The sequence below is a fragment of the Pseudomonas sp. GW821-FHT04D07 genome (assembly GCF_059420225.1).
The window spans coordinates 111,622-133,710 of sequence record NZ_JBWKTH010000015.1; the positions used below are offsets into that span (position 1 = coordinate 111,622).

Sequence of the window (22,089 nt, forward strand, 5' to 3'; positions counted from 1 at the left end):
TGGAGAGCCCAGCCCATGACCGACACACTCGACAGACTCGCCCGCCAGATCCGCGAGTCGGTTCAGGAAGACCCCACCAGCGGAACCTTCCGCTGCCGCCGCGACATCTTCACCGACAGCGAACTGTTCTCGCTGGAGATGAAGCACATCTTTGAAGGCGGCTGGATCTACTTGGCCCATGAAAGCCAGGTCGCCGAGATCAACGACTACTTCAGCACCGTCATCGGCCGCCAGCCGGTGGTGATCACCCGCGACAAACAGGGGGTACTGCATGGCCTGGTCAACGCCTGCGCGCACCGTGGCGCCATGCTCTGCCGGCACAAGCAAGGCAACAAAGGCTCATTCACCTGCCCGTTCCACGGCTGGACCTTCAGCAACACCGGCAAGCTGCTCAAGGTCAAGGATGGCAAGACCGGCGCCTATCCCGACAGCTTCGACTGCGATGGCTCCCATGACCTGCGGCGCCTGGCGCGGTTCGAGAACTATCGCGGGTTCCTGTTCGGCAGCCTCTCGGAGCAGGTCCTGACATTGCACGAATACCTGGGGGAAACCCGGGTCATCATCGACCAGATGGTCGACCAGGCCCCCGAGGGCCTGGAGGTACTGCGCGGCAGTTCGTCGTATGTCTACGACGGCAACTGGAAGCTGCAAATCGAGAACGGTGCCGACGGTTACCACGTCAGTTCCGTGCACTGGAACTACTCGGCGACCATGCAGCGGCGCAACTACGAAACCGAGGGCACACGCACCGTGGATGCCAATGGTTGGTCAAAAAGCCTGGGCGGCGTCTACGCCTTCGAGCATGGCCATATCCTGCTCTGGACCCGTCTGCTCAACCCTGAAGTCCGTCCAGTGCATGCCCATCGCCAGGCTTTGGCCCAGCGCCTGGGCGAGGAACGGGCCGACTTTATCGTCGAGCAAACCCGCAACCTGTGCCTGTACCCCAACGTTTACCTGATGGACCAGTTCTCGACGCAGATCCGCGTCGTGCGACCGCTCACGGTGGACAAGACCGAGGTGACCATCTATTGCATGGCACCCAAGGGCGAAAGCGCCGAGGAGCGTGCGACCCGTATCCGCCAATACGAGGACTTCTTCAACGTCAGCGGCATGGGCACGCCCGATGACCTGGAGGAATTCCGTTCCTGCCAGACCGGCTACCAGGGCTCGATCCCGTTGTGGAACGATCTTAGCCGTGGCGCGAAGCAATGGCTGGATGGGCCCGATGAGAATGCCCGGGCAATGGGCATGACCCCGCAGCTCAGCGGTATCAAGACCGAGGACGAAGGCCTGTTCGTGCGTCAGCACGCGCACTGGGCCGCCAGCCTGCTCAGGGCACTGGAGAGTGAGCGCCAGGGCTTGATCGCCACGGACAAGGAGGGCCAGCTATGAGCCTGTCACGTGATCGCCTGCTGGATTTCCTCCATCGCGAGGCCCGGCTGCTCGACGACCGCCAATGGGACGAGTGGCTGCAATGCTATAGCCCGCGGGCGGAGTTCTGGATGCCTGCCTGGGATGACCACGACAGCCTGACCGAAGACCCGCAGCGCGAGATCTCGTTGATCTATTACCCCAACCGCGACGGCCTGGAAGACCGGGTGTTCCGGATCAAGACCGAGCGTTCCAGCGCCAGTACTCCGCAACCGCGCACTGCGCATCTGCTCGCCAACCTGGAAGTGCTGGGTGGAGACGGACGCGAAGTCGAACTGCGCTTCAACTGGCACACCCTCAGCCATCGCTACAAGACCACGGATTCGTACTTCGGGACCTCATTCTATCGCCTGGATATCAGCGGCGAACAACCGCTGATCACCCGCAAGAAGGTGATACTCAAGAATGACTATATCCACCAGGTCATTGATATCTATCATATTTAAGGGTGGGTCCCATGACGTATCGCATAGCCCTGAATTTCGAGGACGGGGTCACCCGCTTTATCGACTGCAAAGCCGGCGAGAAGGTGCTCGACGCCGCTTTTCGCCACCGGATCAACCTGCCCATGGATTGCTCCGACGGCGTCTGCGGCACTTGCAAGTGTCGTTGCGAAAGTGGCGCCTATGACCTCGGCGAAGACTATCTGGAGGACGCGCTGGGGGCCGATGAGGTCGAGCAGCGCCAGGTGTTGACCTGTCAGATGATCCCGGAAAGCGACTGTGTGCTGGCTGTGCCGGTGCCGTCCAGTGCCTGCAAGACCGCTACCTCGCGATTCGATGCAACCTTGGCGGGCATCACCCGCCATGCCGGCGCGGCCCTGGAAGTGTGCTTCGAACTCGACCAGGCATCGGCGTTCCTGCCGGGACAGTACGTGAATATCGGCGTTCCCGGCAGTGAGCAGACCCGTTCGTACTCGTTCAGCAGCCTGCCTGGTGACCGCCACGCCAGCTTCCTGATCAAGCATGTCCCCGGCGGGCTCATGAGCCGCTGGCTGGACGGTGCCCAACCCGGAGAGAAAGTGTCGATGACTGGGCCGCTGGGCAGTTTCTACCTGCGCACGGTCACTCGGCCGCTGCTGTTTCTCGCGGGTGGCACCGGGCTGGCGCCGTTTCTGTCGATGCTCGAAGTGCTCGCCGAGCGCCGCGAACATCAGCCGATCCACCTGATCTATGGGGTCTCCCGGGACCAGGACCTGGTCATGGTCGAGGCACTGCAAGGGTTCTCTGAGCGCTTGCCGAATTTCGGCTTTGTCACCTGTGTCTCGGACCCACAGACGCGACATCCGCGCCAGGGTTATGTGACCCAGCACCTGGCAGACGGGATGCTCAACGGTGGCGAGGTCGATGTTTACCTGTGCGGGCCGCCGCCGATGGTCGATGCCGTGAGGCAGCACTTCAAGGTCCAGGGCGTGACCCCGAGCAGCGTCTACTACGAGAAGTTCACCGCCAATAGCATCGTGACCGGCGATGCCGCCTGAGGAGATCGTGATGAACCCACGTTTCAAGGATAAAGTCGCACTGGTCACTGGCGCAGCCCAAGGCATCGGCCGGCGGGTGGCCGAGCGTTTTCTGGAGGAGGGCGCCTGGCTGGTGGCGGTGGATCGTTCCGAGCTGATCCATGAGCTGCGTGGTGACCGAACGCTTACTCTTACCGCCAACCTGGAGCGTCATGCCGCGTGCACGGAAGTCATGGGCGCGGCTCACGAGCGCTTCGGGCGGATCGATATCCTCGTCAACAATGTCGGCGGGACTATCTGGGCCAAACCTTTCGAGCATTACCAGGAAAATGAGATCGAAGCCGAGGTACGCCGCTCGCTGTTCCCGACCCTGTGGTGCTGTCACGCGGTATTGCCCTACATGCTGGAACAGGGCAGCGGGGCGATCGTCAATGTCTCGTCGGTGGCCACCCGCGGGGTCAATCGAGTGCCCTACGGCGCGGCCAAGGGTGGGGTCAATGCCCTGACCGCCTGCCTGGCCTTCGAAACCGCCGGCCGCGGAATCCGGGTCAATGCCACGGCGCCGGGAGGGACCGATGCGCCGCCACGGCGTATCCCGCGCAATGCCCAGGCACCCAGCGAGGATGAGCAAGCCTGGTACCGGCAGATCGTCGAGCAGACCGTGGACAGCAGCTTGATGAAGCGTTACGGCAGCGTTGATGAACAGGCCGGGGCGATCCTTTTCCTCGCTTCCGACGATGCCGCCTACATCACCGGCGTGACCTTGCCGGTGGGCGGGGGTGACCTGGGCTGAGGCCCCCGTCAGGGGCTAATGACTGAGTTGATTTCAAACTTGGCCGAGATTTGTGGCGAGCGGGCTTGCCCGCTCGCCACATCCACTTCCACAAAGGCCGATCCAGATCCCTCGGGCGAAGTTTCATGTTTGAAGGGCCAAGTTTCATCCGAAACAAATTGTATTAAAAAAAATGCTGGACTAGTATGCGCGCAAATTCGATATGGATTCTCATTTAGATTCTCATTTTGATCCGTATGCCGTGGCCAAACCGTATTTGCCGCGCAGCAGTAGGGTCAAGTTCTTCTGGAGTCATCGATGCGCGCACTGTCGTACCACCGATCCACACAGCGTGTTGTCCTGTCGACCGCACTGGCTTGCTCTGTTGCCTGGCTATGGGTCAATCCCGCTTGCGCGGCGACCGCGGCACCGGCCGCTAATCCGTCCGCAGCCGCTGACGACGTCAATCCCGCCGACCTGCCCGAAGCGGACCTGGCGATCAAGGCAGCCCCCGCGGGTCAGTGGACCGGCTTCCTGACACGGCAGAACATGCTTGGCGATATCGGCGGGCTGCGCTCGGGCCTTGCGGCTTATGGCGTGACCCTGGGGCTGACCGAAACCAGTGAATACCTGAACAATGCCAAGGGTGGCCTGCATCGTGGCGGGGACTACGACGGTCTCACCACCATGACGCTGAAGCTCGACACCCTCAAGCTCTTCGGCCTGGCCGGCGGCACCCTCAACATCAGTGCGGTGAACGTTCACGGGCAAAACCTCAGCGCGAACAAGCTCGGCACCCTGCAGACCGCCAGCGGCATCGAAGCGGACACCGGCACCCGTCTGTGGGAGGCCTGGTACCAGCAGAAATTCCTCGATGAGGCCCTGGACTTCCGGGTCGGCCAGCAAAGCATCGACCAGGAGTTCATGGTCAGCCAGTACGCCAGCACCTTCGTCAACACCATGTTCGGCTGGCCGGCGGTGCCGTCCTACGACATGCCGGCCGGGGGCCCGGCGTACCCGTTGTCGGCCTTGGGGATCCGTGTCCGGGTCCACCCGTCCGATGCGATTACCGTACTCGCGGGTGTCTATGACGGTAACCCGGCCGGCACCAACGACGGTGACCCGCAACGGCAAAACGCCCACGGCACCAACTTCGACCTGCACACCGGCGCGCTGTACATCGGCGAGCTGCAGTACGGCGTCAACCAGGCCTCGCTGGGCCAGACGGAGACCGCCAACGCTGGCCTGCCGGGCACCTACAAACTTGGCGCCTGGTACAACACGCAGAACTTCGCCGACCAGCGCTACGGCACCGACGGGCTGTCGCTCGCCGATCCGAACAGCAATGGCAGCGCGACCGAGCACTCAGGCAACTACAGCGTCTACGCCGTGGCCGACCAGATGATCTGGCGCCAAGCCCCGGACAGCATGCGTTCGGTGGGCGTGTTCACGCGCCTGATGGGCGCACCGGGCGATCGCAACCTGATCAGCTTCAGTGCCAACGCCGGTGTGACCCTCGCCGCGCCCTTCGAAGGCCGCGATGCCGATACGGTCAGCCTGGGGCTGGGCTACGTCAAGGTCGGCAGCCGCGCCGCGGGTCTGGATCTCGACAGTGGCAACCGCGTGCGCAATGGCGAGACCTTTGTTGAAGCGACCTACCAGTATCAGCTAACCCCCTGGCTGCAACTGCAACCGGATATTCAGTACACGCTCAATCCGGGCGCGGGCCAGAACCCGAACGATCCAACGCGGCGAATGGGCGACACGCTGGTCTGGGGCTTGCGCACCAACATCACCCTCTAGACCGGACGCTGGCCGGGAGCTCCGCGCCCGCCCAACCGCACCGATCCGCTTTGTTTGACGGTGGCCCTGCCTGACTGGGCCTGCCGACTTCGAGAAATCAGGAGTATTGCATGACGTATTCGAGCTTGCCGCGCCTGGGCCAGGGCCTTGTGGTCCTGGCCACGCTATTGACCTTCAACATCGTCCTGCCGGCACACGCCGATGACGCCCAAGGCTTTTTGCCGAACATCCACAAGCACCAGACCCTGACGTCCACGGTGCCGGACAATGGCGACCAGAATCCCTACGCCATTGCCGTGGCGCCGGTGTCCGCCGGAAAAATCCAGAAAGACGACGTGTTGGTCGACAACTTCAACAACGCGGCCAACCTGCAGGGTGTCGGCAGCACCATTGTCGATTACAACCCGAGCACCAAACAGCTGTCGCTGTTTGCCCAGTTGCCCCATGACTTGCCGCAGTGCCCGGGTGGCGTAGGCCTCAGCACCGCGATGACCATGCTCAAAAGTGGCTGGGTGATCGTCGGCAGCACCCCGAGCAATGACGGGACCACCGACACCAAGGGCGCCGGTTGCCTGGTGGTGCTCGACCCGAACGGCAAGGTCGTCGATGTCTGGTCCGGGCCGAATATCAATGACCCGTGGGGCAACATGGCGGTGATCGACAACGGTTCCAGCGCGACCTTGTTCGTCAGCAATGCCGGCTTTGCTATCGGTAGCGCCAAAGGCACGCCACCGGTGGTGATTCAGTCCACGGTACTGCGCCTGGACCTGTCCATCCCGGAAGGCAAGCCGCCGGTGATCAGCAAGCAGACCGTGGTCGGCAGCGGCTTCAGCGCCCAGGCTGACAAAGGTGTGTTCCTTGTTGGGCCGACGGGGCTGGCCATGGGCAAGGACGACAAACTGTATGTCTCCGATACGCTCGCCAACCGCATCAGCGAAATTTGGGATGCCAGCACCCGGACCACCAGTGCCGGTGTAGGCCGCACGCTGACCAAGGATGGGATGTTGCTGCGTCCCCTGGCGCTGACCACCGCCCCTAATGGTCATCTGCTGACCACCAATGGCTTGAACGGCAAGGTCGTGGAGATCGACCCACAAACCGGCAAGCAACTCTTTGCTCAGTGGATCGATGCCAACAAGGCCCAGGTCCCACCTGGTAACGGCGATCTGTTCGGTCTGGTCATCACCCCCAGCGGTGACGGTTTCTACTACGTCGAAGACGACGTGAACATGTTGGTCCTGGCCAAATGAGCCGGCACGACGAAAACGCCCCTGGCCTGTCCCGGCGTCGTTTCCTCGGCGCGGCCAGCAGCCTGGCGGTTGCCGCGGGGGTGATTGGTAGCGGCGGCGTGGCCGCCGCCGAGCGCCTGGCAAAGCCGCAGGCGGCCGGGGCGCTGTCCTCGGTCGAGCCGTTCTATGGCGTGCACCAGGGCGGCATCGTCACGGCGCAGCAGAGCCACTCGCTGTTTGCCGCGTTCGACCTGGAAGCCACCGCGCGGGCGGAGGTGATCGCGCTGCTCAAGCGTTGGACCATTGCCGCCAACCGCATGAGCGGTGGCGAGACCGCACAGCCGCTGGCGCTACCCAAGGATGCCGCGCCGTTGGACGGCGGTTCGGCCGAGGGGCTCAAGCCGTCGCGCCTGACCGTGACCTTTGGCTTTGGCCCGGGATTGTTTGTCGGCAGTGATGGTAAGGACCGTTATGGCTTGGCAGCGCGGCGCCCGGAAGCGCTGGTCGATTTACCGAAATTCAACGGTGATCAACTGGTGGCCGAGAAGTGCGGTGGCGACCTGAGCATCCAGGTCTGTGCCGATGATCCGCAGGTGGCCTTCCATGCGCTGCGCGAACTGCTGGCCCTGGCGGATGGTGTGGCCCTGATCAAGTGGATGCAGTCCGGCTTTACCAGCCCACCGGCTGGCGGCGGCACCACGCGCAACCTGATGGGCTTCAAGGATGGCACCAACAATCCGTCCACGCGCGACAGCAAGATGATGGACCAGGTGGTCTGGGTCGGCGATGAAGGTGGCTGGATGAAGGCGGGCGCCTATGTCGTGGTGCGGCGCATCCGTATCGCGCTGGAGCACTGGGACAAGACGGAGCTGGGCTTTCAGGAGGAGGTGGTGGGGCGGGACAAGTCCAGCGGCGCACCGCTGGGCAAGACCCACGAGTCCGATCCGCTGGATCTTGAGGCTCAAGACAAGGACGGCAACCTGGTCATCCCGGACAATGCCCATGCGCGCCTGTCCGCCGCCGCCGAAAACGACGGCGCGCAGATCCTGCGTCGCGCCTACTCCTACAACGATGGCGTGGGGTTTTATGCCGAGCGTTGGCCGCCATGGCGCCAAGGCATGATGCTCGATGCCGGGTTGTTCTTCGTGGCTTACCAGCGCGACCCGCGCAGCGGCTTTATCAAGATCAACAAGAAACTGGCCACCCAGGACATCATGAACCAGTTCACCACCCATGTGGGCAGCGCGATCTTTGCCTGCCCACCGGGTGCCCGCGAGGGTTCGTTCATCGGTGCCGGATTGTTCGAGGGGCTCGAAGGCTAAGGGCTGTCGAGTTGGGGCGGGTCCGCTAGCGGGATGCGCCCCTTGGGCTGTAATCATCGCTGTATTGGAGTATTCGAATGTCTTTCAAGGTTTTCCACCACACGCTGCCGCGCACCTTCCAACTCGCTTGCCTGGCGGCGGCGCTGCTCGCGTCCGGACTCTCTCAGGCGGCTTCATTGACCCTGTACAGTGCGCAGCACGAGCAGACGGTCAATCAGTTGGTCAAGGATTTCGAAAAGCAGACCGGCATCTCGGTCAAGGTACGTACCGGCGAGGGCCCGGAACTGGCGGCACAACTGCTGGCTGAAGGCAGCGCCTCGCCCGCTGATCTGTACTTTACCGAGAACTCTCCCGAGCTGATGCTGCTGGAAGAGAAGGGCCTGTTGGCCCCCGTGCAGCCCGCTACCCTGGCGACTATCCCGGCGCGTTACAACTCGCCGAGCGGCGCTTGGGTTGGCGTGTTGGCCCGCGAGAACGCGCTGGCCTACAACACCAAGCTGGTCAAACCGACTGAACTGCCGGCCTCGCTGCTCGACCTGGCCGAACCAGCGTGGAAAGGCAAGGTCGCCATCGCGCCGTCGGATGCCGACTTCCTGCCGCTGGTCAGCGCCATGCTGGCACTCAAGGGCGAAGCCAGCACCTTGCAGTGGCTCAAGGGCCTGCGCAGCAACTCGCAGATTTTCAACGATGACGAAGGCGTCAGCGCCGCCGTCAACCGCGGCGGGGTTGCTGTCGGTGTGATCAATAGCTACTACTGGGCTCGCCTGCATACCGAACTGGGCGACAAAGGGACCCACAGTGCGCTCTATCACTTCACCCAGGGCGATGTCGGGGCGTTGGTCAATGTGTCGGGCGTCGCGGTGCTGAAGACCACGCGCAACCAGGAGGCGGCGAACCAGTTTGTCGCCTATCTGACCAGCGAGGGCGCGCAGCAATTGATGGCCGGCAACAAGGTGACCTACGAGTATCCGCTGCGGGCAGGCGTCGCTCCGGACCCGTTGCTGCTGCCGCTCAGCCAGCTTTCGCCACCGGCGCTGGATATGAAGACGCTGGGTGACGATAGCCATGCGGTCAAGTTGCTGCGTCAGGCCGGCTTGCTGTAAATGGCCAATCCGAGCATCGCGGTCAAGTCCGCGCGGCGCACGCCGTTTGGACTTTTGCTAGTCTGTGTCGCGGTGGCGCTGCTGGTGCTGGCGCCGCTGGCCTTCACGCTCAAGCAGGCCGCGAGCTTTAGCTACGATGATGCGGTTGAGTTGCTGTTCCGGCCAATTGTCGGGGAACTGGCGGGCAATACCCTGCTGATCGTCGGGGCGGCGACGTTCGCCTCGGCCCTGATCGGTACGGCGCTGGCCTGGTTCGTCGAACGCACCGATCTGCCGGGCCGAGGTGTCTGGGCCGTGCTCGCGGTGGTGCCGCTGGCCATGCCACCCTTTATCACCAGCTATGCGTGGGTCTCCTTGAGCCTGTCGTTGCAGGATTTCTCCGGTGCCTTACTGGTGGTCACCACCGCCTACTTTCCACTGGTTTACCTGCCGGTCTCCGCCGCACTCAGGGGTATGGACCCGGCACTGGAGGAAACCGCCCGGTCCCTCGGGCTCGGACCGTGGCGCTGCTTCTATCGCGTGGTGCTGCCACAGCTCAAACCGGCATTGCTGGGCGGGGTACTGTTGGTTGCCCTCAGTGTCCTGTCCGAGTTTGGCGCGTTCGCGCTGTTGCGTTTCCGTACCTTTACCACCGAGATCTACGCCGAATATCGTGCCAGCTTCAACGGTGCCGGTGCGGCCTTGCTGGCCAGCGTGCTGGTGTTGCTGTGCCTGATCTGCCTGGTGGCGGAGTTCAAGGTGCGCGGTCTCAGCCGTTATGACCGGCTCGACCGTGGCACACGTCGATCGGCCACTCGCTACGAGCTGGGCCGGGCGAAATGGCTGGTATGGGCCGGGTTTGCCGGTTTGACCGCGACCACCCTGGGCGTTCCCCTGGGCATGATCGGCTACTGGCTGCTGCAGCACAGTGAGGCCGCCGTGACGCCGGTCGAATTCTCCGCCGAGCAATTGATCAGCACGACCTGTGCCTCCTTGGGCTTTGGCCTGGCCGGGGCGCTGCTGACCACGTTGCTCGCGTTGCCGCTGGGCTTTTTGTTGGCGCGTTTTCCAAACCGTATCAGTACCTTGCTGGAGCGTATCGCGTATCTGGGGCAGGGCGTCCCGGGCATCGTCATCGCCCTGGCGGTGATTTCGATCTCGATTCGCTTCATCCAGCCGCTTTACCAGAGTGCGGCGTTGCTGATCCTGACCTATGCGATCCTGTTTCTGCCGCTGGCCCTGGTCGGTGTGCATGCAACCCTGGTGCAGATCGAACCACGCCTTGAAGACACTGCCCGTTCGCTGGGCCTGCGTTGGTGGCAAACAGCATGGCGGGTGATTCTGCCGCTGGCCGGACCGGGGATCGGCGCGGCGGCCTCGATGGTGTTTATCAGCATCGTCACGGAACTGACCGCCACCTTGTTGCTGTCGCCCATCGGCACCCACACGCTGGCCACCCAGGTCTGGGTCGATACCTCGGCGCTGGCGTTTGCCGCCGCCGCGCCGTATGCCGCCATGCTGGTCGGTATTTCACTGTTTTCCACCTGGCTGCTGATGTCGTTGTTCGGCAAATCGGCAGTGCTGGGTAGCTTCCAATCATAGGGATCGACATGGCTGATGTAGAAGTTCGCGGCCTACGCAAGACGTTTGGCAACGCTCCGGTATTGCGTGGCGTCGATTTGTCGGTGGCGTCCGGTAGCCTGGTGGCGATTCTTGGCCCGTCCGGCAGCGGCAAGACCACCTTGTTGCGCCTGCTCTGTGGTTTCGAGCGCGGGGACGGGGGGACGATTCAGATCAATGGCCTGCGGGTCAGCGGCCCCGGCGTCTTTGTGCCCTCGGAGAAACGTCATATCGGTTATGTGCCGCAGGAAGGCGCGCTGTTTCCACACCTGTCGGTGGCTGAGAACATCGTCTTTGGCCTGTCGCGGCAGCTGCGCAAGACCCGCCATCGGGTGGCCGAGTTACTCGAACTGGTCGGTTTGCCCGGCGACTTCGCCAATCGCTCGCCGCATTCATTGTCCGGCGGGCAGCAGCAGCGAGTCGCGCTGGCCCGGGCGCTCGCGCCAGCGCCGGCACTGGTCCTGCTCGATGAGCCGTTTTCCTCGCTGGACGCCGCTTTGCGTGTGGAAACCCGGCAAGCGGTGGCTCAGGCCTTGTCGGCCGCCGGCGCCACGGCCTTGCTGGTCACTCACGATCAGTCCGAAGCCTTGTCGATGGGCAGCCAGGTCGCGGTGTTATGGCAGGGCGAGCTGGTACAGGTGGCAAGCCCCGAGCAGTTGTACCGGATGCCGGTGAGTCCTGAACTGGCGCGTTTTGTCGGTGATGCCATGCTCTTGCCGGGCATGGTCAATGGCGCTGGTGTCGTGTGTGCCCTCGGCTCTTTGCGGCTGATGGCGGCGATGCCCGACGGGCCGGTGCAGGTGCTGCTGCGGCCTGAGCAGATCAGGCTTGCAGCGCTACATGACGGCCTGCGCAGCGGCGCTGCTCAGGCGCGGGGCAGGGTGCTGAAAGTGGACTACTACGGGCACGATGCCTGCGTGCACCTGAATCTCTCGGATGATGCGGCCGTATCGACAACGCTGATTGCGCGTTTGCCCGGCCATTTATGCCCGCGGCCGGGCGATGAAGTGGCCATCAGCGTCGAGGGGGAGGTGCCGGCCTATGGGGTTTTTCGTGATTGATATGGATCAAGCAAACTCGCCACCGGACGTATCGGCACCGCCGTTGGGGTTGTTTGCCGGATTCATGTTGGCCAGTGTGTTGCGCAGTTTTATGATGAGTTCCAGGGCACTGTCCGCGAGGCTGCGCGACGTAGTGTCTATATTGATATAAGTCAACGTTGCCCCCATCGTTTCATAGAAGCTCAAAGGACACAGTTGTTCAGGCGCGATCGCCTGAGGAGGTTTTCCAGTGACCCAGAGTCTCTCCTCGCAAACCCTCTTGCCCGACCGGGCTGCCGCCGGTCGCAGCCTGGTGGAACCCTTGCTCAAATACGCTCGGCGGCCCGAGGTCATTGTCCTCGCTTTGCCCCGTGGCGGTGTTCCGGTTGCCTATGAAGTGGCCACCGCCCTGGACTTGCCCCTGGACCTGATACTGGTGCGCAAGCTGGGGGTTCCGGCACACCCTGAGTTCGCCATGGGCGCCATTGCCGGTGACGGCATACGGATTCTCAATGAAGACACCCTGCGGGCTCACCCGATTGCCCCGGCCACGCTAGAGGCGGTAGTCGCCCGGGAAACGTGGGAGTTGTCGCGTCGTGAGCAGGTTTACCGGGCATCGCGTGCGCCTGTGTCGCTCAAGGATCAGGTGGTGATTCTGATCGACGACGGCCTGGCGACTGGTGCCTCGATGAGGGCGGCGATAGCGGCGGTGCGCTTGCAGGCGCCGGCTCGCATCGTCGTCGCCGTGCCGGTTGCACCGCTTGAAACGGTGGAGGCGCTGCGCTGCGAGGTGAATGAGGTGATATGCCCGCTTGTCCCCGATTGGCTCATGTCAATCGGCTATTGGTACAACGATTTTTCCCAGACCTCGGATGAGCAGGTCATCGATCTGTTGCAACGGGCCTGGCGACGCGAATCGGCGCCTGACACAAACACCGAGGAGCCTTCCGATACTTGAGCCCCAGTCTCGAAAGCTGGACCTGATGGATGTCGAATGTTCAGCCGACTTGCTTCTACCAATGAATGCAATCGGTCTGGTGGTCTTCGTTCATGGCAGTGGCGGCGGTGGGTGTTGGGGGATAAGTGATTATTTGAGGGGGTCACTTCGATGCCAGGCAAGTGGCTGGACCCGTTGCTATTGCTGATCACCGCCCTGACACTGCTGGGCGGGGCGGTCGCGCATTTCGCTCATGAGTCCAACTGGGCGTCGATGTGCTGGGCTGCGGGCAGCCTGTTGATGGTCCTGATATTGCTGTTCGAGATCGCCAGACGCCTGGCTCGGCGCGAGGTGGGCGTCGATCTTATTGCGCTGCTGTCGATTGCCGCCGCCCTGGCCTTTCAGCAGATGCTGGTGGCGGCGGTGATTGCCTTGATGCTGGCCAGCGGACGCACCCTGGAGTTCTTTACCAAGCAACGCGCCGAACGCGAATTGCGTGCGCTCGTCGACCGGGCGCCACGTTTTGCCTGGCTGCAGGAACAGGATGACTTGCGCAAAGTCCCCGTCGAGCAGGTCCAGACGCACCAGACATTGCTGGTACGCCTGGGCGAGGTGGTTCCGGTCGACGGTCGCCTGTTGAGTGCCGTGGCCATTCTCGACGAGTCGGCGCTCAGCGGCGAGTCGTTGCCGGTTACCCGCCGGGAAGGCGAGCTGGTGCTCAGCGGCGTATCCAATGTCGGTGCCCCGTTTCTGTTAATGGCCACGCGAACGGCCGCACAGAGCACCTACTCCGGGGTCGTGCGGTTGGCCGAGGCCGCACGGCGCTCGCGCGCACCCTACGTGCGCCTGGCCGACCGCTATGCCTTGCTCTTCATTCCTCTGACGTTGCTGGTTGCCACAATAGCCTGGCAAATAAGCGGAGATCCGTTGCGAGCCCTGGCGGTCCTGGTGGTGGCCACACCTTGTCCTTTGATTCTGGCGGTGCCGATTGCCATCATGTCAGGCATATCGAGGGCGGCGCGGCGCGGGATCCTGATCAAGGACGGGGCGACCCTGGAAGCGCTGGCCGGGGTCAAGCAGGTGTTTCTCGACAAGACCGGCACGCTGACTAGCGGTCATGCCCGGCTGCAGTCGATCGAAGTTAACGGTCCGCTCGATCCGCAGCGTTTGCTGGGCCTGGCCGCGTCGCTGGCGCAGGCCTCGACGCATCCCATCTGCCAGGCCATTGTCGAAGCGGCGCAGCAGCGCCAACTGCCACTCAGCGCCCCGCAGGAAGTAGAAGAAAGCCCGGGGGCGGGTCTTTGTGGACGGGTCGACAGCCAGCGGGTGCGCTTCGGTACATTGTCTTTTGCCCATGCGAAAGTTCCCATGGCTGACTGGGCCGCCGCCATGCTGCGCCACATGGATTACCTGGCGTGCAGTGGAAGCTTCATCGAGGTGGATGGGGCACTCGCCGGGCTGCTGGTGTTTTCCGACAACCTGCGTCGGGAAACCCCGCAAACGCTGCGTCGATTGCGTGGCAGGGGCATCGAGCGGATCGTCATGCTCACCGGGGACCGCCTGGAAACCGCCGAGATGATTGCCTTGTCAGCCGGAATCGACGAGTTGCATGCCGGCTTGGCCCCCGAGGACAAGGTACGTGCCGTACAGGAGGGCTGCCGGCGTGCCAGTACGCTGATGGTCGGCGATGGTATTAACGATGCCCCGGCCCTGGCGGCGGCCGACGTTGGCGTGGCGATGGGTGCGGCCGGCGCTACTGCCTCCGCGCAAGCCGCCGGTGTCGTGTTGCTGGTGGATCGCCTGGACCGACTGGTCGAGGCGCTGGATATTGCCCGGCGGACCCGCCAGATAGCCCGCCGGGGTGTACAGGTCGGCATGGGCCTGTCATTGCTGGCGATGGCCATCGCGGCCTTCGGCTATCTGCCGCCGCTTGCCGGCGCCATTGTGCAAGAGGGCATCGACGTGCTGATCATCATCAATGCCTTGCGTGCATTGGCGGCGTCGTGGGGGTTCCGCCAACGAAAGCTTGCCGCGGCACATATCGATCACCTCCAGGACGAACACACGCAACTGGCCACTGTGCTGAGCGACCTGCATCAACTGGCCGGCGACTTTGCCCAGCGCCCGCTTGAGCAAGCTCGGAGCGATTTACTGACGTTGGTGGAAAAACTGCAAGTCACTCTGGCGCGACATGAACGGGAAGATGAAAACACCCTGTATCCGCTGTTGACCCGAAGCCTGCGGGGCGAGGACCCTTTGTCGGCCATGAGTCACGTACACCGCGAGATTTTCCGCCTTATCCATTTGCTGGCGCGGATGAGCCTCGATTTCAGTGCCGCTCATGCAACGGTTTGCGCTGATGAGATTCAGCATCAGTTGATTCGCCTGGATACCCTCGTGCGTTTGCATTTTGATCAGGAGGAAGAACTGTTCCGTTATCTTGACAGTCGATAAAAGTCCGGGCCGGCGGCGCACCGCCGATCTTGAGTGATGGATTCTGCTCCGTACGGTGCTCAACAACAGCGTGCTTGTTGAGGGAGATCAAATTCGCCCGCTGCTTTGGGTCCACGATGAGAGCAGGCCATGACGCAGCACGGGCGTACATGGGTCATTCAACGGCAGGGCTGCCAAATGCCGAGGTGGGTCATGATCCGATCATTGCGCTTACTGCTTATCGCGCCTTCCCAGCCGGTGTACAGCCCCGCGTTGGAATATGCGGGGGGGCTGGCGCAGACGCTCAACGCGGCCTTGCATCTGGTTGCTTTCGTCCACGCAGCGGAACTTGATGTGGTCAGGCACGGCAGTTCGGTCAATCTGGACAAAGCCCGCAACGGCATGATGGATGTTTATCGGCTGTGGTTGAACAACGAAACGGTATCGTTGCGCGAAAAAGGAATTGAAGTGCAGCACGAGGTTATTTGGGGCAAACCAACCGCTTTCGAACTGGCGACCTACGCGCGGCAGATGAACGCTGATCTGATTATCAAGGACTTGCATGAAGGCGCTCATTTAAAGCGTCCGGTGCTGTCGTCGCTCGATTGGGACTTGTTATGTGCCAGTCCGACTTCGGTACTCTATATCAAGCAAGCACCAGCCCCGCGCCTGCGCAAGTTCCTGGTTGCCGTGGATATTGAACTGGAGGGCGAGGGGCGCGCCACTGAAAATGACCAAGTCATCCGTATGGCCCGGCAATTGGCGGATGCCCGTCATGCTTTGTTGCATCTGATTACGGTCTACAACTGCGATGCCGTGGGCTGCAAGCGCATTACGGCAGCCTTCTCAAGTGGTGAGTTGCCGAGTTATGAGGCCCGCAGGAACGTATTCGATGCATTGGCGACTGAGCATGGGTTCGCCAAGGACCATCGGCATTTCCTGGTGGGAGCACCGGCCAACGTCATTCGTGGTTATGTCCAGCGCAATGCTTATGATCTTCTGATCATTGGCTCGGCCAATCACCATCTTCTCAGTTCGACCATCGGAAGCACCGCTGAGGGTATTCTCGATAATCCCGTCTGCAATGTGCTAGCACTCAAACTGCCTCCCGCGGCCTCGAATACGTATGAGCAGGTGCAAGAGGGGGCGCAAGCCGATAGGGCGCATCAATTGCAACCGGAATTGATGGCTCGGTAATGGGCCAGGAAGCCGGTCGGCTTGATGTAGATCAAGCCCGAAAGTGTTCCGGCTCCGATAGTAAAAGCCCGTGCGCGTACCAATCGGAGTTTTTCATGAGTGACTTTCTGAACAATGATCAATTGGAAGGTCTCGATGCCTACTGGCGGGCTTCCAACTATCTGGCCGTTGGGCAGATTTACCTCAAGGATAATCCGCTGTTGCGCAGACCCCTGGTGCTGACCGATGTAAAACCTCGGTTGCTGGGGCACTGGGGGACCAGCCCTGGCTTGAATCTGATCTACGTGCACCTTAACTACCTGATCAAGACTCATGACCTGAACCTGCTCTTTGTCACCGGCCCGGGCCACGGCGCACCGGCCATCATGGCGCAGGCTTATCTGGAAGGGACCTACACCGAGCTCAACCCGCGCGTAGAGCAAAACGCCGACGGGCTGCTGCAGCTGTTTCGACAGTTTTCCTGGCCCTATGGCATCTCCAGCCATGTGTCAGCGCAGGTGCCCGGCTCCATCAATGAAGGCGGGGAGTTGGGCTATTCCCTGGCGCATGCTTACGGTGCGGCGTTTGATAATCCGGACCTGATCGTGGCGTGTGTGATTGGCGATGGCGAGGCCGAAACCGGCGCGCTGGCGGCTAGTTGGCATTCGAACAAGTTTCTCGACCCGCGGCGTGACGGTGCCGTACTGCCGATTTTGCACCTCAATGGCTACAAGATAGCCAACCCTACGCTGCTCTCGCGCATCAGCGAGGAAGAGCTCAGCGCCTTGATGTATGGCTATGGCTATGAACCTTACTTTGTCGAAGGCGATGATCCAGAGACAGTGCATCAGGCCCTGGCTAAAACCCTGGACACCATTTTATCGCAGCTGCGCGAAATTCAGCGTACTGCGCGTCGACAGCCGAAGCAGTCGGTGCCGGAGCGTCCGCTCTGGCCGATGCTGGTACTACGCACGCCCAAAGGCTGGACCGGCCCCAAGTTCGTCGACGGCTTGCCTGTCGAAGGTACCTGGCGTGCCCACCAGGTACCGCTGGCGGACCTGCAGCAACCCAGGCATCTGATGCAGCTTCAGGAATGGCTCAAGAGCTACCGCCCAGAGGAGCTGTTCAGCGCCAGCGGCGCCTTGTTTCCCCACATTGCTGGACTGGCACCGGGCGGACACAAGCGCATGAGTGCCAATCCCCATGCCAACGGTGGGGTGCTGCTACGCTCCCTGGAAATCCCGCGCTTTTCGGAATATGCGGTCAAACTGCCAAGCCCCGGGGCCTTACAGGCGGAACCGACACGTGTGCTGGGCGTGTTTTTGAAAGAAGTCATGAGAAGCAACCTGGCGTCGGCGAACTTCCGGCTGTTTGGCCCGGATGAAACCGCTTCCAACCGGCTCGACGCGGTCTATGAGGTCAGTGGCAAAACCTGGATAGCGGATTTGGAATCTGGAGACAATCACCTGGCCGCCGATGGGCGGGTCATGGAAATACTCAGTGAACATGTATGCGAAGGATGGCTGGAGGGTTACCTGCTCACCGGGCGTCATGGGCTGTTTTCCTGCTACGAAGCATTCATTCACATCGTCGGTTCAATGGTCAATCAGCACGCCAAATGGTTGAAAACCGCCGCCAGTGTGACCTGGCGCAAACCCATTGCTTCGCTCAATCTTTTGCTGTCTTCCCATGTCTGGCAGCAAGACCATAATGGTTTTTCCCATCAGGACCCTGGATTCATCGATCTGGTGGCCAACAAGAAAGCCGAGGTGGTGCGCATTTACCTGCCGCCTGATGCCAACTGCCTGTTGTCGGTGACGGATCACTGCCTGCGCAGTCGCAACTACATCAACGTCATCGTCGCGGGTAAACAACCGGCCTGGCAGTGGCTGGATATCGAATCTGCCATCAGCCATTGCCTGCGTGGCATTGGTCGCTGGGCGTGGGCCAGTCATGACGATGAGGTCCCGGACGTGGTGCTGGCCTGCGCCGGTGATGTTCCGACCCTGGAAACCCTGGCGGCGGTGACCTTGTTGCGTGATTACGTAGCGGATCTGAAGGTCCGGGTTGTCAATGTGGTTGACCTGATGGTGATCCAACCCGATAGCGAGCACCCCCACGGTCTATCGGAGGGGGCTTTCGAGGAACTTTTTCCCCGCGATATACCGGTTATCTTTGCCTTCCACGGCTATCCATCGTTGATCCACCGGCTCTTGCACGGTCGCGGACAGCAGGAGCGTTTTCATGTCCGGGGTTTCAAGGAGGAGGGGGCCACCACGACGCCCTTTGACCTGACGGTGATCAACCAGCTGGATCGTTACCAACTGGCCCTGGATGTGATTGAGCGTGTCCCGCGCCTGCAGCCGCAGGTCGAGACCGCGCGTGCACGTTATTGGGCCTCTCGGGAAAGGCATGCCCTGTACCTGATCGAGCATGGCCAGGACTTGCCGGAAGTGGCGCAATGGCAATGGACGCCGGCCTCCGAAAACTGAGCGGACGGCACTGGCCACTAACGGGTGCGGCAAAACAGGAGTGCGCCACGATGGATGATCCTTGCCCTGCGTTGTTGGTATTTAACGCGGGTTCTTCGACGCTCAAATTTTCCCTTTATGACGCGAGCGCGTCAGCGCCCCACTGTCTGGGGCATGGCAGTGTCGAGGTGCGCGAACACAAGGCGAGCCTGAGTTATCAGGACACCCGGCTCAAGGCAGGACGGCAGGCGCACTGGTCGAGTGCCGGTGACGGCATGGACGCTGCCACCTTGAGCCATCTGATGGGCTGGATCGACAGCAACACCCGGTGGCGTGTCCGCGCCGCGGCGCATCGCGTGGTCCATGGCGGCCAGCGGCGCGAGGTGGCGGCGCTGGTCGATGCGTCGTTGATCCGCGAGATGCAGGCGCTGACGCCGATGGCGCCGTTGCACCAGCCATTGTGCCTGGCGCCCATGCTCCACTTGGCCCGTGAGTATCCCGGTATGCCCCAGGTGGCCTGTTTCGACACTGCGTTTCACCACACGCTCGATTCGCTGGAAACCCTTTACGGACTGCCCAAGGCCCTGAGTGAGGCGGGCATGCGCCGTTACGGTTTCCACGGCTTGTCCTATGAGTATATTGCCGGTGTTTTGCCCGATTACGACCGCGATGCGGCACAAGGGCGGACGATCGTCGCTCACCTCGGTAACGGCGCCAGTTTGTGTGCGCTGCATAACCGGATCAGTCGCGCTACCACCATGGGCTTCTCCACGCTGGACGGATTGCTTATGGGCAGTCGACCGGGAAGCCTGGATCCCGGGATCGTGCTGTACCTGCTGCGTGAGCGGGGCATGAGCGTGCAGGCAGTCGAACACCTGCTGTATCACGAGTGTGGCTTGCTGGGTGTCTCTGGCGGCGAGGCCAGTGATATGCGCACGCTGCTGACCAGTCGTTCGGACGCCGCCAAACAGGCCATAGCGTTGTTTGTACGCCGCGTCGTCAAGGAAATCGGCGCGCTGGCCGCGGTGCTCGGTGGCATTGAGGCGCTGGTGTTCACCGGGGGCATCGGAGAACATGCGCATGAGGTGCGCTATGGGATTCTTGAGGGGTGTGCCTGGTTGGGCGTAGCTCGGAAAAGCGCAGGCAGGCAGACACCTGATCGGGCAGCGTCTGCCTGTCTGTCCCTGCCCGGGAGCAAAGTATCGGCATGGGTCATCGCCACCGACGAGAACGCTGTCATCGCCCGACACAGCCTGGCCTTGCTGTCTCAGAGGGTGTAACCAAAAGCCGCACCTGATACGTGCTCATTGCACGCTGTTGGGGCGTATGGAAATCAATGATCGTGGAGAAATCAACCCCCGTCAGCGCTATCGAACAGCGGATAGGCGCTTTGGCATGCGGTGCAGTGGTGGTGGGCGAGAGGGGCGGCACGGTAAATGCTTATGGCTGTATATACAGCTGCGTAATAAGTGCGTCATGTCATCTCAACCACAACCTCAGGAGTGACTATGTCTACCCGTATCCGCCTGCCTCTGATCGATATGTCCGGGGTTCGCGAAGGTGACCAGGCGAGTATTCGCCGAGCCGCCGACGCCATCCGCACCGCCTGTTGCGATATCGGCTTCTTCTACATCATCAATCACGGTGTACCACAGCCGGTGATCGACCGGGCGATGTCGGCCGCCGCGGAGTTCTTTGCCTATCCGACCGAGGTCAAGCGTGAGGCGGCCGTCAATAAACGTCATCGTGGCTGGCACGCGCTGGGCGGCGCGACCATGTACGAAGCCAGCAAACCCGATCACAAGGAGTTTTTCAGTATCGGTCTTGAGCTGGCCGAAGAGGACCCCAGCGTACTCGCTGGCGAGGCACTGCGCGGCCCGAACCAGTGGCCGACGTTCATGCCGTCGTTGCGCGAGGTCTTGGCTGAGTACTATGAGGCGGTCGGCAAGGCCGGGGCAGACTTGTTGAGGGTGGTGGCGACCGGGTTGGGCATTGACGAAGATTTTTTCATCGACAAATACACCAAGCCTTTGCAACGCACCCAAATGGTCTATTACCCGCCGCAACCACCCCAGGCTGAAGCCGATCAATTCGGCGTTGCGCCGCACACCGATTACGGCTGTATCACCTTGCTCTATCAGGACAACAGCGGCGGTTTGCAGGTCCGTGAGCTGGGCTCCAACAGCTGGATCGATGCGACGCCGATTCCGGGCAGCCTGGTGGTGAACGTCGGGGATCTGCTGGCGCGCTGGTCCAACAATCGTTTTCGCTCGACCCTGCATCGGGTGATCAATACCTCAGGTCACGAGCGTTACTCCATCGCGACCTTCTACGATCCGACCTATGGGGCCATGGTCGATCCCTGCGAGCTGGGCATCGATTCGGCGCTGAGCCTGTATCCGCCGGTAGCAGCGGGGGACTACATACTCAAGAGAATCGACGACTCGATGGCGTATCGCAAGAAGGTTCAGTGAGTTCAAGGCGCACTATTGCGACAAATAACTCTTTTGTATTCGCGCCAGAGTCCCGTCAAGGCGAAGCGCTTCCAGCGCATCGCGCAAACCTTGCACCCGTTCGGCGGAGCATTGTTTCGAGCAGGCGAGATAGAGGTCGATGCTGCTCATGACGGGACTCATGAGCAGTTTGCGTCGAGACACTTTCGGCCAAATGTATTGGCTCTCGGGCACACCGTTGAACCAGGCATCGATACGACCTTTCAAGAGCATTTGCGCGGGGTTTTCCCCGATGGTCAACGTGTGGATCTGCTCGTTGCTGAAGCCTTGCGTGCGCAGGATTTCCTCTTGCGCGCTGCCCAGGCCTACGCCGATCACACGGTAAATTTTCCTGGCTTCCGCGAAGCTGCTCACTCGGTGTTCAAGGCTGAAAAAAGCGCGGTCCATGGTCATGACCGGGGCGATCCAGGTGAAGTGATCTTCACGTTCTGGAGTGCGTGACAGGGGGGCGATCAAGAGATCCTGATTTTCACTGACGTATTTTTGCGACCTGGCCCAGGGAAGCGTCTGTATATGGGCGACATAACCGGCGTTAGCGATGGCCAGCAGGGCCACGTCACCGACGATGCCGTGGCCTTTGGCATCATCGACCAGGGTCAGTGGGGGCGCATCGAGGATAAAAAAATCAATCGGCAAGGGCGCGCCATACGCGTTACAGGCCAGCAGCAGGCACACCAGCAGACACAGTCTGCAAAGCGCCTGGGTACGACTATCGACTGCGCGTCTGATCTGGCTCATGACCTGATATCTCAAGCACGGCTGGCAGCTCCCGGAAACGCCCGGAGAAATCATGGCGACCGC

General features: G+C 61.7%; 18 protein-coding genes. 16 read left to right on the forward strand and 2 right to left on the reverse strand.

What is annotated here, in order from left to right:
* Positions 1–15: 15 nt before the first annotated feature.
* The 10 genes from AC07T0_RS18580 to AC07T0_RS18625 all read left to right on the forward strand — a co-directional run bounded on the left by AC07T0_RS18580 (position 16) and on the right by AC07T0_RS18625 (position 11,779).
* Positions 16–1,392 (forward strand): SRPBCC family protein, encoded by a 1,377-nt coding sequence (locus AC07T0_RS18580; RefSeq protein WP_495002589.1) that lies wholly within the window; start codon positions 16–18, stop codon positions 1,390–1,392.
* A complete protein-coding gene (gene benB / locus AC07T0_RS18585) occupies positions 1,389–1,877 on the forward strand; it encodes a benzoate 1,2-dioxygenase small subunit (protein WP_495002590.1) in 489 nt (162 codons plus the stop codon). The genes AC07T0_RS18580 and benB overlap by 4 nt, the downstream gene beginning before the upstream one ends.
* An 11-nt stretch (positions 1,878–1,888) precedes the next feature.
* Positions 1,889–2,911 (forward strand): benzoate 1,2-dioxygenase electron transfer component BenC, encoded by a 1,023-nt coding sequence (gene benC, locus AC07T0_RS18590; RefSeq protein WP_495002591.1) that lies wholly within the window; start codon positions 1,889–1,891, stop codon positions 2,909–2,911.
* Positions 2,912–2,921: 10 nt separating this feature from the next.
* A complete protein-coding gene (locus tag AC07T0_RS18595) occupies positions 2,922–3,683 on the forward strand; it encodes a 1,6-dihydroxycyclohexa-2,4-diene-1-carboxylate dehydrogenase (RefSeq protein ID WP_495002592.1) in 762 nt (253 codons plus the stop codon).
* 297 nt (positions 3,684–3,980) lie between these two features.
* The gene (locus tag AC07T0_RS18600) at positions 3,981–5,465 is read left to right on the forward strand and encodes a carbohydrate porin (protein WP_495002593.1); all 1,485 of its coding nucleotides are present in this window, start codon (positions 3,981–3,983) and stop codon (positions 5,463–5,465) included.
* 110 nt (positions 5,466–5,575) lie between these two features.
* The gene (locus tag AC07T0_RS18605) at positions 5,576–6,715 is read left to right on the forward strand and encodes an NHL repeat-containing protein (RefSeq protein ID WP_495002594.1); all 1,140 of its coding nucleotides are present in this window, start codon (positions 5,576–5,578) and stop codon (positions 6,713–6,715) included.
* Positions 6,712–8,016, forward strand: coding sequence for an iron uptake transporter deferrochelatase/peroxidase subunit (gene efeB, locus AC07T0_RS18610; RefSeq protein WP_495002595.1), 1,305 nt, complete (start codon positions 6,712–6,714; stop codon positions 8,014–8,016). Before AC07T0_RS18605 ends, efeB begins: the two co-directional genes overlap by 4 nt.
* A gap of 77 nt (positions 8,017–8,093) precedes the next feature.
* The gene (locus AC07T0_RS18615; protein ID WP_495002596.1) at positions 8,094–9,119 is read left to right on the forward strand and encodes an iron ABC transporter substrate-binding protein; all 1,026 of its coding nucleotides are present in this window, start codon (positions 8,094–8,096) and stop codon (positions 9,117–9,119) included.
* Positions 9,120–10,700, forward strand: coding sequence for an ABC transporter permease (locus AC07T0_RS18620; RefSeq protein WP_495002597.1), 1,581 nt, complete (start codon positions 9,120–9,122; stop codon positions 10,698–10,700). It abuts the gene before it with no gap.
* An 8-nt stretch (positions 10,701–10,708) separates the two neighbouring features.
* Positions 10,709–11,779 (forward strand): ABC transporter ATP-binding protein, encoded by a 1,071-nt coding sequence (locus AC07T0_RS18625; protein WP_495002598.1) that lies wholly within the window; start codon positions 10,709–10,711, stop codon positions 11,777–11,779.
* Positions 11,780–11,785: 6 nt separating this feature from the next.
* Here AC07T0_RS18625 and AC07T0_RS18630 read toward each other — a convergent pair whose 3' ends face one another.
* Positions 11,786–11,935: a hypothetical protein gene (locus AC07T0_RS18630; RefSeq protein WP_495002599.1), complete on the reverse strand. Its 150-nt coding sequence runs from the start codon at positions 11,933–11,935 to the stop codon at positions 11,786–11,788.
* Between the two features lie 73 nt (positions 11,936–12,008).
* On the opposite strand from AC07T0_RS18630, the gene AC07T0_RS18635 reads away from it, so the two are divergent.
* From AC07T0_RS18635 to AC07T0_RS18660, 6 genes are all read left to right on the forward strand, one after another.
* Entirely contained in the window at positions 12,009–12,716 is a 708-nt protein-coding gene (locus AC07T0_RS18635) for a phosphoribosyltransferase (RefSeq protein ID WP_495002600.1), read from the forward strand.
* Positions 12,717–12,866: 150 nt separating this feature from the next.
* Positions 12,867–15,149: a heavy metal translocating P-type ATPase gene (locus AC07T0_RS18640; protein WP_495002601.1), complete on the forward strand. Its 2,283-nt coding sequence runs from the start codon at positions 12,867–12,869 to the stop codon at positions 15,147–15,149.
* 192 nt (positions 15,150–15,341) lie between these two features.
* Entirely contained in the window at positions 15,342–16,325 is a 984-nt protein-coding gene (locus AC07T0_RS18645) for a universal stress protein (RefSeq protein WP_495002602.1), read from the forward strand.
* Between the two features lie 95 nt (positions 16,326–16,420).
* The gene (locus AC07T0_RS18650; RefSeq protein ID WP_495002603.1) at positions 16,421–18,796 is read left to right on the forward strand and encodes a phosphoketolase family protein; all 2,376 of its coding nucleotides are present in this window, start codon (positions 16,421–16,423) and stop codon (positions 18,794–18,796) included.
* 50 nt (positions 18,797–18,846) lie between these two features.
* Entirely contained in the window at positions 18,847–20,055 is a 1,209-nt protein-coding gene (locus AC07T0_RS18655; RefSeq protein WP_495002604.1) for an acetate/propionate family kinase, read from the forward strand.
* Between the two features lie 228 nt (positions 20,056–20,283).
* Positions 20,284–21,249 carry an isopenicillin N synthase family dioxygenase gene (locus AC07T0_RS18660; protein WP_495002605.1) on the forward strand — a complete coding sequence of 322 codons (966 nt, stop codon included), beginning with the start codon at positions 20,284–20,286 and terminating at the stop codon, positions 21,247–21,249.
* A 12-nt stretch (positions 21,250–21,261) separates the two neighbouring features.
* Here AC07T0_RS18660 and AC07T0_RS18665 read toward each other — a convergent pair whose 3' ends face one another.
* Positions 21,262–22,026 (reverse strand): substrate-binding periplasmic protein, encoded by a 765-nt coding sequence (locus AC07T0_RS18665; protein WP_495002606.1) that lies wholly within the window; start codon positions 22,024–22,026, stop codon positions 21,262–21,264.
* Between the last annotated feature and the right edge of the window lie 63 nt (positions 22,027–22,089).